The following is a 13034-nucleotide window of genomic DNA, read 5'->3' on the forward strand; positions in this document are numbered from 1 at the left end:
TAAACTCATAAACACATAAACTATGTTATACTACTTATTTGAATATTTAGACAAAACATTAGACATTCCTGGAACTGGAGTGTTTCAATATATTACGTTTCGTTCGGCGTTGGCTTTGATACTTTCGTTGATGATTTCTACTATTTATGGTAAAAAAATCATCACTTTTTTAAGAAATCAGCAAGTTGGCGAAACCGTTCGCGAATTGGGTTTAGAAGGTCAAACTCAAAAAGCAGGAACACCAACAATGGGTGGATTAATCATCATTATTGCAACTTTAATTCCAGTAGTTTTATTAACGAAACTAAATAATATTTACATTTTATTGTTGATTGTAACCACGCTTTGGATGGGAACAATTGGATTTATTGACGATTACATCAAAATATTCAAAAAAGACAAACAAGGTTTAAAAGGAATTTTTAAAGTGATTGGTCAAGTTGGTTTGGGATTAATCGTAGGTTCGGTTTTGTATTTTCATCCTGGCGTAACCGTCAGAGAAAAGTCATCTACGCCAATTACATTCAACCAAACTGAAAATGTGATTTCTCAAATTCCAGTGGAACATAAATCAACCACAACCACAATTCCGTTTACAAAAAACAACGAATTAGATTATGCTCAAATTTTAAAACCATTTACTGATGATTATCAAAATTGGGCTTGGTTAGTGTTTATTCCAATTGTGATTTTTATCATCACAGCAGTTTCAAATGGAGCAAATCTTACTGATGGAATAGATGGTTTAGCCGCTGGAACATCAGCAATATCGGTTCTCGCACTTGGAATTTTCACCTTCATTTCGGGTAATATCATTTTGTCGAGTTATCTCAATGTGATGTACATACCAAATTCGGGAGAAATGACCGTCTTTATTGCTGCATTTGTTGGAGCATTAATCGGATTTCTTTGGTACAATTCTTATCCAGCATCAGTATTTATGGGCGATACAGGAAGTTTGACCATCGGTGGAATTATAGCTGTTTTGGCAATTTCTGTTAGAAAAGAAATGTTGCTACCAGTTTTATGTGCTATTTTCTTTGCCGAAAGTGCTTCCGTAATTATTCAAGTTACCTATTTCAAATACACTAAAAAACGTTTTGGCGAAGGTCGAAGAGTTTTCCTCATGTCGCCATTACATCATCATTATCAAAAGAAAGGCTATCACGAAAGTAAAATCGTTACCCGTTTTTGGATTGTAACAATATTACTAGCAATCGTTTCAATAGTAACCTTAAAATTACGATAAGAAATCTTAATGAACTTAATTTCTTAATGTTTTAAAAAAGAAAGATGAAAAGATTAGTGGTTTTAGGCGGTGGCGAAAGTGGAGTTGGAACAGCAATTCTAGGAAAAAAAGAAGGATACGAAGTTTTTGTTTCCGATTTTGGAAAAATAAAAGAAGATTATAAAAACGTTCTTAATCAATATGAAATAAAATGGGAAGACGAAAAGCATACGGAAGACAAAATCCTAAATGCTGATGTCGTGATGAAAAGTCCAGGAATTCCCGAAAAAGCGCCAATCGTAAAAAAGTTGGTAGAAAAAGGAATTCCCGTCATTTCCGAAATTGAATTTACAGTTCAGTTTACTAATGCCAAAACCATTGGAATAACAGGAAGTAACGGAAAGACAACCACGACAATGTTAACCTATCATTTGCTTAAACAAGCAGGATTAAATGTCGGTTTAGCAGGAAACATCGGAAAAAGTTTTGCATGGCAAGTAGCCGAAGAAAATTTTGATGTTTACGTTTTAGAACTAAGTAGTTTTCAGCTCGATGGATGCATAAATTATAAGCCAAATATTGCGGTAATAACCAACATAAGTCCAGACCATTTAGACCGATACGAATATAAATATGAAAATTATATCGCATCAAAATTTAGAATAACAATGAACCAAGATGAAAACGACTATCTGATTTATGATAATGATGACGAAGCCATTTCAAACTGGTTGCAAAACAATAAAACAAAAGCACAATTAATTCCTTTTTCATTGCTTAAAAAAATGAAAAATGGAGCATTTATAAATAACGACACTATGGAATTTTCTATCAACAACGAAGAATTTGCAATGAAAACAACCGACATTTCATTGGAAGGAAAACACAACATGAAAAACGCAATGGCAGCAACTTCGGTAGCGCAATTGATGAAAATCAGAAAAGAAACTATTAGAGAAAGCTTATCTAATTTTCAAGGTGTAGAACATCGTTTAGAAAAAGTGCTAAAAATCCAAAATGTGCAATACATCAACGATAGCAAAGCAACCAATGTAAACGCTACATTCTTTGCTCTTGATAGTATGAATGTACCAACAGTTTGGATTGTTGGTGGAGTTGACAAAGGAAATGATTATTCCGAGTTGATGTCGTTAGTTCGCGAAAAAGTAAAAGCCATCATCTGTCTTGGAATTGATAACAGAAAAATCATCGATGCCTTTTCTGACGTAGTCGATATGATGGTAGAAGTTGACAATATGCGCGATGCCGTAAATACCGCAAAACACATTGCCGAAAAAGGCGATAACGTATTGCTTTCACCAGCTTGCGCCAGTTTTGATTTATTTCAAAACTACGAAGACAGAGGAAACCAGTTCAAAGCAGCGGTGAGAAATTTGTAATATTAAATATTAGATTTTAAATATTAAATATGACAAACGAGCAACTGAAAAATAGAACAAAAGCATTTTCTTTGAGAATATTAGAATTAGTTGAGATTATGCCTAATTCTATCTCGAGTAGAGTTGTAATTAATCAGTTGGCAAAAAGCGGAACTTCTGTTGGAGCAAATTACAGAGCAGTTTGTAGAGCTAGAAGTGATAAAGAGTTTGTTGCAAAATTAAATATAGTTCTTGAAGAAGCTGATGAATGTCAGTTTTGGTTAGAAATAATTCAAGAAATGAATTGGATTAAACAAGCATCAGATTTGGATTTAATTATGAAAGAAGCAAGTGAATTGGTTGCCATTTTTGTGTCAACATTAAAAACAGTAAACAACAGAATAAATAACAAATAGTAACGAAATTATTATATCGTCACGATATTTAATATTTAAAATCTAATATTTAATATTACAATGAAAGAGTTAATTACAAATTTAAAAGGAGATAAAGTCATTTGGGCATTCGTTGCCCTATTGGCGTTGTTTTCGTTTATGCCTGTTTTTAGCGCGAGTAGTAATTTGGCTTATATGCGTCACGGTTCTGGAAACGCATTTACCTATTTGTTAAAACACGGAATACAAATTTTCGTTGGGTTTTTCATTATTTATAAAATCCATAAATTTCCGTATCATTATTTCAAAACCATTTCATGGATAATGCTTCCAGTGGTTTGGATACTTTTGGCTTACACGTTGATGAAAGGAACAGTAATCGATGGAGCAAACGCTAGCCGATGGATACAAATTCCGTTCGTTGGTATTACGTTTCAAACATCAACGTTAGCATCAATTGTATTGTACGTTTACGTAGCAAGATATTTATCCAAAAAACGCGAAACACCAGTCACTTTTCAGTCATCGCTTATCGAGCTTTGGTTGCCGGTTTTCATCACGCTAATACTAATTTTACCAGCCAATTTCTCAACAGCAGCGTTGATTTTTTCAATGGTAATCATGATAACATTCATTGGAAAATATCCGCTAAAATACATTGGAGTTATTCTTGCGGCAGGAATTGCAGGTTTGACCTTTTTCATTTTGGTTGCCAAAGCTTTTCCCGATGCATTTCCAAACCGTGTTGATACATGGATGAAACGTATTGACAATTTCGCCTCAGATAAACCAGATGAAGATGTATATCAAATCGAAAAAGCAAAAATAGCAATTGCTTCTGGTGGAATTTATGGACTTGGACCTGGAAAAAGTGTTCAAAAGAACTTTTTGCCTCAATCGTCTTCCGATTTTATTTATGCAATTATTGTTGAAGAATACGGGTTGATTGGCGCATTTTCGGTGCTAGCAATGTATCTTTTATTACTATTCCGATTTGTAATTGCAGCTCATAAATCGCCAACACTTTTTGCCAAACTAGTCGTCGTTGGACTTGGATTTCCCATAATTTTTCAAGCGATGACCAATATGGCAGTTGCTGTAGAATTATTTCCAGTAACAGGACAAACATTACCATTAATCAGTTCCGGCGGAAGTTCCATTTGGATGACATGTATTGCATTGGGAATTATACTTTCGGTAACCAGAAAAGAAGAAGAAATAGCACAAGACGAAGCCGAAAAAGAGAAGCGTGAAATTGCGTTGCAAAAGCTAATCGATAAACAATTACAAGAAGACGAAGAAGAGGAAAAGATAAATGAAAATGAGGATTTCTCTATTGAAGACAAGGCAAATCCATTGGAACCAATTTTGAAGAAAAATTAGCATGAGAAAATTAAAATTCATAGTAAGTGGTGGCGGAACTGGCGGACATATTTATCCAGCAATTGCTATTGCGAATGAATTAAAATCGCGTTTCCCTGATGCGGAATTTCTTTTTGTTGGTGCCAAAGACAAAATGGAAATGCAAAAAGTGCCTCAAGCTGGATATAAAATTGAAGGTCTGTGGATTGCTGGTTTACAACGAAAATTGACGGTTCAAAATATGATGTTTCCATTCAAATTGATAAGCAGTTTGTGGAAATCGCGTCAAATAATAAATAAGTTCAAACCTGATGTTGTAATTGGAACTGGCGGTTTTGCTTCTGGACCATTATTGCAAGTGGCAAATAGCAGAAACATTCCAACTCTAGTTCAAGAGCAAAATTCATATCCAGGAATAACCAATAAATTGTTAAGCAAAAAGGCAAATAAAATTTGTGTTGCGTATGATAATTTGGAACGATTTTTTCCAAAAGAAAAGATTGTTGTAACAGGAAATCCGGTTCGTGAAGATTTGTTGAATATTGAAAATAAAAAGGAAGAAGCAATCGCTCATTTCAATTTAGATAGAAATAAGAAAACGCTTTTGGTTCTCGGCGGAAGTTTAGGCGCAAGAAGAATTAACCAATTGATTGAAAAAGAAATTTACAATATTGTTTCCAAAGATATTCAAGTGATTTGGCAATGCGGGAAGTTTTATATTAACGAATACAAACATTTTTCAGATGGAAAAAATGTTCAGGTTTTAGATTTTATTGATAGAATGGATTTGGTTTATGCTGCAGCAGATTTTGTGATTTCTCGTGCTGGCGCATCATCAGTTTCAGAGTTATGTTTGGTAGGAAAACCAACAATTTTTATTCCATCACCAAACGTAGCCGAAGATCATCAAACTAAAAATGCAAAAGCGATAGTCGATAAAAATGGCGCTATTCTTTTAAAAGAAAATGAATTAGATGAAAAGTTTGAAACAACTTTTTCCAATTTAATTTCGAATGAAAGTTTGCAAAAAGAATTAAGCCAAAACATAAAAAGCTTGGCAAAACCAAATGCAACCAAAGATATAGTTGAAGAGATAATAAAGTTGATAAAATAGTAATGACAAAAATCAATGATGAAATTTGAATTTTAAGTTTAACATTGATTTTTGAAGTTGTAATTGAATTTTGATATTGAAAATGAATTTAAACCAAATACATAACGTCTATTTTATAGGAATTGGAGGCATCGGAATGAGTGCTTTGGCTCGTTATTTTCAAAACATTGGAAAGAATGTTTCGGGCTACGACAAAACGCCAACCATGTTAACCGATGAATTGATTGCAGGCGGAATGCAAATTCATTTTGAAGACAATATCAATTTAATTCCACAAGAATATTATATAGAAAACACATTGGTTATTGTTACTCCAGCTGTTCCTGTTTCGCATTCTGAATGGAATTTTTTCTTGGAAAGAAATTATAACATAAAAAAGCGTGCAGAAGTTTTAGGATTGATAACTAAAGATACATTTTGCTTTGCAGTTGCTGGAACACACGGGAAAACGACAACATCGAGTATTCTTGGTCATATTTTATACGAAAGTGGAGCAGACGTTACGGCTTTCCTTGGCGGAATTGTCGAAAATTATCATTCCAACTTAATCGGAAAAGGAAAAACAATTTCGGTTGTTGAAGCCGATGAGTTCGACCGTTCGTTTTTACATCTACATCCAGATATTGCTTGTGTAACATCCATGGATGCTGACCATTTGGACATTTATGGTGATAAATCGGCTATTGAAGACTCGTTTCGAGAATTCGCCGATAAAGTCTCGGACAAAACCAAATTGTTTGTACCAAAAGGTTTGCCGCTCGAAGGTTTAACTGTTGGGATAAATAACGGTGCAACTTACACCGCAAAGAACATTAGAGTAGAAAATAGTAGTTATGTTTTTGATGTGGAAACGCCATCAGAAACAATTGAAAATATTGCGTTCGGGTTACCTGGACATCATAATTTAATGAATGCCTTGATGGCGTTAGCGATGGCAAAAACATTTGGCACCCCAACCAGTGACATTGCTAACGCCTTGGCTTCATTTAAAGGTGTGCAACGACGATTTTCATATCAAATTAAATCTGAAAATTTAGTTTATATCGATGATTATGCACATCATCCAACCGAAATTAACGCTGTTCATCAAGCGGTTAGAGAATTGTATCCAAATCAAAAAGTATTGGCGATTTTTCAGCCTCATTTGTTCAGTAGAACCAAAGATTTTGCCGATGGTTTTGCAGAAAGTTTGGCTCAATTTGACGAATTATTATTGATGGATATTTATCCAGCAAGAGAATTACCAATGGAAGGAATAACTTCGGAATGGTTATTGTCTAAAGTTAAAAAAGAGAATAAAAAACTGGTTCAAAAATCAGAATTAATTGATGAAATTTTAAATTCAAATGCTACGATTATAGTTACAATTGGTGCAGGCGATATTGGCGAATTAGTTCCGAAAATTAAATCTTCATTGATTTTAGCCAAAGAATAATAGGAGGTTGAATAATGAATTGCCTGATTTTTTAGTATCAGGATTTATAAAATAAAAAATATGAAATTATTTACATGGACAAATATCAGATTAGTACTAATGATTATGTTAGTTCTATTTCTTTTTTCTTTTGCTTCCATGCGAAATGAGAATAGAAAAATAACCAAAATTGATGTAAAAATCATCGATGAAGACACACCTTTTTTATTGCCAACAATGGTTAATAAATTGTTAATAGAAAAAAATGAGCACTCAAAAACTATTACCAAAGAAGGTTTAGATTTGAAGAAATTGGAGAAGTCTGTCAATAATCATGATTTGATACAAAAATCAGAGCTGTTTGTCAGTGTTGATGGGGTTTTAAAAGCCGTTGTCAAACAAAAAACACCAGTTGGAAGAGTAGTTCAGGAAACGGGTTCTTTTTATATTGATTATGAAGGAAATAGAATGTCGTTGTCTGAAAATTATTCGGCTAGAGTTCCGCTAGTTTCTGGCAAAATTGATGCTGTTGAAAACGAAAAATTATCTGAAGTATTGAAGATGATTTACGAAGATGATTTTTTGAAAAAAAATATCATTGGAGTACAAGTTGTGTCCAGCGGTAACCTGATTATGCAGAATAGAAATTACGATTACACCATCGATTTTGGTAAAATTATTAACATTGATAGAAAATTTAAAAACTATAAAGCATTTTTTCAAAAAGCAGTTTTAGATAGCACTTTGAACAATTACAAAAAGATTAACTTGAAGTTTACACAACAAGTGGTTTGTATAAAATAGATGATTATGGAAAAAGAGAATATTGCCGTTGGATTAGACATTGGAACAACCAAAATTGTTGCCATGATTGGAAAGAAAAACGAGTATGGAAAACTTGAAATTCTTGGAGTTGGAAAATCCAAAAGTCTTGGTGTTGCTCGAGGTGTTGTAAACAACATCACTCAAACAATACAATCTATTCAGCAAGCCGTAATCGAAGCGGAAGCCAATTCAGGATACAAAATCAATGATGTTGTGGTTGGAATTGCAGGTCAACACATTCGCAGTATTCAACATACTGATTATGTGATTAGAACCAATCCAGAAGAAGTAATTAGTGGGAAAGATATTCAACTTTTAATCGATCAAGTGAATAAATTGGCAATGTTGCCTGGAGAAGAAATTATCCATGTATTGCCACAAGAATTTAAAATCGATGGACAAGCCGAAATCAAAGAACCAATTGGAATGTATGGTGGAAGATTGGAAGCTAGTTTTCATGTAGTTGTTGGGCAAGCTTCATCAATCAGAAACGTTGGAAGATGTATTCAAAGTTCAGGAATTGAGCTTTCTGGATTAACTTTAGAACCATTAGCTTCTGCAGATGCAGTTTTAAGTCAAGAAGAAAAAGAAGCTGGTGTTGCATTAATCGATATTGGCGGTGGAACAACCGATTTAGCCATTTTTAAAGATGGAATTATTCGTCATACAGCCGTTGTACCATTTGGTGGAAACGTAATTACTGATGATATCAAAGAAGGTTGTTCGATTATAGAAAAACAAGCAGAATTATTAAAAACAAAATTTGGTTCAGCTTGGCCAGGAGAAAATAAAGACAACGAAATTGTTTCAATTCCAGGATTAAGAGGAAGAGATCCAAAAGAAATTTCGCTTAAAAATTTGTCAAAAATCATTCATGCGCGTGTAGTTGAAATTATTGAGCAAGTTTTTAATGAAATAAAAGCATATGGACACGAAGATCCAAGAAAAAAATTAATCGCTGGAATTGTATTAACTGGCGGTGGTTCTCAATTAAATCATATCAAGCAAATTGTGGAATACATCACAGGAATGGACACAAGAATTGGTTACCCAAACGAGCATTTGGCAGGCAATTCTAGCGAAGAAATTTCTAATCCGTTATACGCAACAGCAGTTGGATTATTGATGAATAGCATAGCTAATAATTCTAACAGTGCATATAAAATTGAACTGAAAGAAGTACAACAAGTAGCACCAAAAGAAACTATTCAACAAGTAGTTGAAGTAAAAGAAGAAGTTGTAGAAGAGCAAGTTGAACAGCCAAAAGCGGTAGAACAACCTGAAACAACGGGTGAAAAAATTAAGCGTTCGTTTTTTGATAAATATGTTGATAAAATCAAAGATTTCTTAGACAACGCCGAGTAAAATTTAGTAGCTTTCAATACTGAGTTTACAGTATAGAAGAAACAAAAAAATAGAAAGAATACAGAATAAAATCAAGCAAAACCAAAATAGTATGATAAGCAACTCAGAATTTGGAAACATCTCATTTGATTTACCAAAAAATCAATCAAATGTGATAAAAGTAATAGGCGTTGGTGGTGGCGGAAGCAACGCAATCAACCACATGTTTAAACAAGGAATCAAAGGTGTAGATTTCATTGTTTGTAATACTGATTCTCAAGCATTGCAAAACAGTCCAGTGCCAAATAAAATTCAGTTAGGTGTAAACTTAACCGAAGGACTTGGTGCAGGAGCAAACCCAGATGTTGGTCAACAATCAGCAATTGAAAGTATTGCCGATATCGAAAAAATGTTGGATACCAATACCAAAATGGTTTTCATTACGGCTGGAATGGGCGGCGGAACTGGAACAGGTGCTGCGCCAGTAATCGCTCAATTAGCAAAAGAAAGAGATATTTTAACCGTTGGAATCGTTACAATTCCATTTCAATTCGAAGGTAAAGTTCGTCAAGAGCAAGCTTTACAAGGAGTTGAACGTTTAAGAAAACAAGTCGATTCGCTTATCGTTATCAATAATAATAAACTAAGAGAAGTTTATGGAAACCTAGGTTTCAAAGCAGGTTTCTCTAAAGCGGATGAAGTTTTAGCTACAGCATCACGCGGAATTGCGGAAGTAATTACACACCATTACACGCAAAATATCGATTTAAAAGATGCAAAAACCGTTTTAGCAAATAGCGGAACAGCCATTATGGGTTCAGCTATTGCCAATGGTGATAATCGTGCAAAAGATGCTATCATTTCAGCATTAGATTCACCATTATTAAACGACAATAAAATTACAGGTGCCAAAAACGTATTGTTGCTTATCGTTTCTGGAACCAATGAAATTACTATTGACGAAATCGGAGAAATCAACGACCATATCCAAACCGAAGCTGGTTTCAATGCCAACATCATTATGGGAGTTGGTGAAGATGAAACTCTTGGCGATGCAGTTGCAGTAACTATTATTGCAACAGGATTTAACGTAGAACAACAAAACGGAATTGTAAATACTGAATCAACAAAAATAATTCACACACTAGAAGACGAACAAAAAGTAGTGCGTGATTTAACTCAAAAACCAGTTGAAGTATTTCAATCCTTAACTGAAGTTCCAACAGAAGTTAAAGAAGAAAAAATCGTTTTTGAACTAATCGAAGAAGAAAAAGTAGTAGAAACACCAAAAGTCTCAGCTATCGACGAAAACGAATTGATTGCTATGAATCAATTCATAAAAAACCTAGACGTAACCTTCGAAATCGTTTCGCCAATAAAAGATATCGACTTCAAAGTAACAACTCCAGAAGTTAAAGAAATTAACGTAATAGAAGCAAAAAACATAACCGAAGAAGAGCAAATTACCTTTTCATTCGATTTGCCAGTAGCTTCAACCGAAACAAAAGAAGAAAACAAATTAGTATTTGAACTAAACGACGAAACAAAAAACATCATCGTAAAAGAACCAGTTCAAGTAGTTCCAATGACCGAACTAAACGAACAAGGCATAATCAAATACTCATTAGAAGAATACATGGAACTAGAAAACGATTTATTAGGCTCAAAACCAGCCGCAACAATCGTAGAAGAACCAGTAGCCGAAGAACTAAACATCGTCATGAAGCAGCCAGAAGTTGAAAAACCAGCCGCAACATTCGCTCCAACATTTGAAGACGTTTCACCAATGGAAATGACCATCGAAGAAACCCTAAAACACAGAGCCGACGAAAGAAGAAGAAAATTAAAAGAGTTCAATTACAAATTCCATAATAACCCGTCAAGAATAGACGAAATGGAAAAAGAACCAGCCTACAAAAGACTTGGAGTTGATTTGAATGCACAAACTCAAAACAACAACTCAAGAATGTCGCTCGGAACCGATAGCAATGACGACACACAATTGCGTTCCAACAATTCGTTCCTACACGACAACGTAGACTAATAAAGAAAAAACAACAACAATAACCCGAAAATTCATTACATTTTCGGGTTTATTTTTTTAACTTCGCAACACTTTTTATCTCGAAGTTTCGGGAGCGATCGTTCGGGCATTTTAATAAACCATATTCCCGCTTTTCGTTACAATCTTTTTGTTTTTCTCACCCTGAGCGCAGTCGAAGGGCTTTTTTCAAAAAAAACAAAAAGGATTTCCACTACAATCGGGGCTAAAAAGCAAACCATAAACACTAAAACCAATATTTAATATCTAATATTTAATATTTAAAATCTAAAAAATGAGCTTACAAACAAAAATAATGGACGTAATGAAAGAAGCCATGCGTTCAAAAGATACCGTAGCACTTGAAGCACTTCGAGCAATCAAATCAGAACTATTATTAGCACAAACCGCAACAGGTTCAAAAGAAGAAATCTCAGAAGCCGACGAAATAAAAATCCTTCAGCGATTAGTAAAAATGCGAAAAGACAGCGCCGAAATTTTTACTAACCAAAACCGTCCCGATTTAGCCGAACCCGAATTAGCACAAATAGCTGTAATCGAACAATTCCTTCCAGCACAACTTTCAGAAGCAGAAGTAGAAGCAATCGTATCAAAAATCATTGCCGAAACTGGCGCATCAGGAATTGCCTCAATGGGAAAAGTTATGGGATTAGCATCAGCACAAATCGGCGGACAAGCAGAAGGAAAAACCATTTCGGCTATCGTTAAAAAGTTATTGGTTTAAAAGTCTGAAGCTAGAATTTTAATCTTCTAACTTCCAACTCAAAAAATGGCTTCGTAGTTCAACTGGATAGAATTTCGGATTTCGGCTCCGAAGGTTGCAGGTTCGAACCCTGCCGAGGTCACAAAATAAATTCCCAAAGCATAGTTTAATGTTTTGGGAATTTTCTATTTTTAAACAATGGAAAATTGGCCACTCTTTTTTATCATCGGAATTCCTTTAGCAATAACCATTGGTTTAGTGTTTAATTTTTTGTTCGCACTTGTTGATGAATTACACATTGCAGCATTTCATCGTCCAATTTACATTCATTTATATACCAATTTTCTAGAAATTTCTGTAGAACAAGAAAAAATACTGACTAAAAAATTTGAGTTTTACAACAAATTATCCACTAAACGAAAAAAGTATTTTAACCATCGAGTAACTCTTTTTTTAGAAAAATATGAATTCATTCCCAGAGATAATATTGTAGTAAACGAAGAAGTTCAAACGATAATTGCAGCAACTTATGTAATGCTAACTTTTGGTATGCGACATTTTTTATTGACTGCTTTTGATAAAATCATCATTTACCCCGAAGAATATTATTCAACTTTTAGCGAACAATACCACAAAGGCGAATACAATCCAAGAATGAAAGCTGTTGTCTTTTCGTGGAAACATTTCTACGAAGCATTTGAGCTTAGCAATGACAATTTGAATTTAGGCATTCACGAGTTTACTCATGTTATTCATCATCATAGTTTATATGGTCAAGATGCCAGTTCGCTTACATTTAAAAAACACTTTCAGCGAGTTTTAACGATAATCGAAAATCCTCAAGCCAGACAAAAATTAATCGAATCGGAGTATTTTAGAGTTTACGCTTTTACCAATTCGTTTGAGTTTGTTTCGGTTGCAATTGAACATTATTTTGAAACTCCTAACCAATTCAAACAAGAGTTTCCAGTATTATTTAAACACGTTAGTAGAATGTTAAATCATAGACATTGATAACTGATTTTTATCATATTTTTTGCGGATTAATAGCGGTAAATTTAAAGTATAATTCAAATACTTTTAATCATGAAACAACGTGTTCCGGTCGCAACTATTATGACCAAAAATGTAGTTAAACTTAATGTTACTGATGATTTAACCAAAGCAGAAGGTTTATTTAAAAAACACCACATCCGACATATTCCTGT

12 protein-coding genes and 1 tRNA gene are annotated in these 13034 nt (G+C 34.0%); all 13 read left to right on the forward strand.

What is annotated here, in order from left to right:
* Window positions 1–22 precede the first annotated feature (22 nt).
* Window positions 23–1249, forward strand: a complete 1227-nt coding sequence (mraY, locus tag IAI56_RS07835) for a phospho-N-acetylmuramoyl-pentapeptide-transferase (protein WP_187657343.1) — start codon at window positions 23–25, stop codon at window positions 1247–1249.
* A gap of 44 nt (window positions 1250–1293) precedes the next feature.
* On the forward strand, window positions 1294–2628 hold the full coding sequence (murD, locus tag IAI56_RS07840) for a UDP-N-acetylmuramoyl-L-alanine--D-glutamate ligase (protein WP_187657344.1): 1335 nt from the start codon (window positions 1294–1296) through the stop codon (window positions 2626–2628).
* A 29-nt stretch (window positions 2629–2657) separates the two neighbouring features.
* The gene (locus tag IAI56_RS07845; RefSeq protein ID WP_187657345.1) at window positions 2658–3023 is read left to right on the forward strand and encodes a four helix bundle protein; all 366 of its coding nucleotides are present in this window, start codon (window positions 2658–2660) and stop codon (window positions 3021–3023) included.
* A 60-nt stretch (window positions 3024–3083) separates the two neighbouring features.
* Entirely contained in the window at window positions 3084–4385 is a 1302-nt protein-coding gene (locus IAI56_RS07850) for an FtsW/RodA/SpoVE family cell cycle protein (RefSeq protein WP_187657346.1), read from the forward strand.
* A gap of 1 nt (window position 4386) precedes the next feature.
* Window positions 4387–5478 carry an undecaprenyldiphospho-muramoylpentapeptide beta-N-acetylglucosaminyltransferase gene (gene murG / locus IAI56_RS07855; protein ID WP_187657347.1) on the forward strand — a complete coding sequence of 364 codons (1092 nt, stop codon included), beginning with the start codon at window positions 4387–4389 and terminating at the stop codon, window positions 5476–5478.
* Between the two features lie 82 nt (window positions 5479–5560).
* Window positions 5561–6913, forward strand: coding sequence for a UDP-N-acetylmuramate--L-alanine ligase (gene murC / locus IAI56_RS07860; RefSeq protein ID WP_187657348.1), 1353 nt, complete (start codon window positions 5561–5563; stop codon window positions 6911–6913).
* Between the two features lie 60 nt (window positions 6914–6973).
* The gene (locus IAI56_RS07865; protein WP_187657349.1) at window positions 6974–7696 is read left to right on the forward strand and encodes a cell division protein FtsQ/DivIB; all 723 of its coding nucleotides are present in this window, start codon (window positions 6974–6976) and stop codon (window positions 7694–7696) included.
* A 6-nt stretch (window positions 7697–7702) separates the two neighbouring features.
* Window positions 7703–9082, forward strand: a complete 1380-nt coding sequence (gene ftsA / locus IAI56_RS07870; RefSeq protein WP_187657350.1) for a cell division protein FtsA — start codon at window positions 7703–7705, stop codon at window positions 9080–9082.
* A 91-nt stretch (window positions 9083–9173) separates the two neighbouring features.
* A complete protein-coding gene (gene ftsZ / locus IAI56_RS07875; RefSeq protein WP_187657351.1) occupies window positions 9174–11105 on the forward strand; it encodes a cell division protein FtsZ in 1932 nt (643 codons plus the stop codon).
* 292 nt (window positions 11106–11397) lie between these two features.
* On the forward strand, window positions 11398–11847 hold the full coding sequence (locus IAI56_RS07880; RefSeq protein WP_187657352.1) for a GatB/YqeY domain-containing protein: 450 nt from the start codon (window positions 11398–11400) through the stop codon (window positions 11845–11847).
* A 47-nt stretch (window positions 11848–11894) separates the two neighbouring features.
* Window positions 11895–11968, forward strand: a tRNA-Arg gene (locus IAI56_RS07885).
* Window positions 11969–12024: 56 nt separating this feature from the next.
* The gene (locus IAI56_RS07890) at window positions 12025–12840 is read left to right on the forward strand and encodes a zinc-dependent peptidase (protein WP_187657353.1); all 816 of its coding nucleotides are present in this window, start codon (window positions 12025–12027) and stop codon (window positions 12838–12840) included.
* A gap of 72 nt (window positions 12841–12912) precedes the next feature.
* On the forward strand, window positions 12913–13034 hold a 122-nt coding region (locus tag IAI56_RS16250; RefSeq protein WP_187657354.1), incomplete at its 3' end, for a CBS domain-containing protein.

Source organism: Flavobacterium macrobrachii, from assembly GCF_014486675.1.
Taxonomy (GTDB): Bacteria; Bacteroidota; Bacteroidia; order Flavobacteriales; family Flavobacteriaceae; genus Flavobacterium; species Flavobacterium macrobrachii.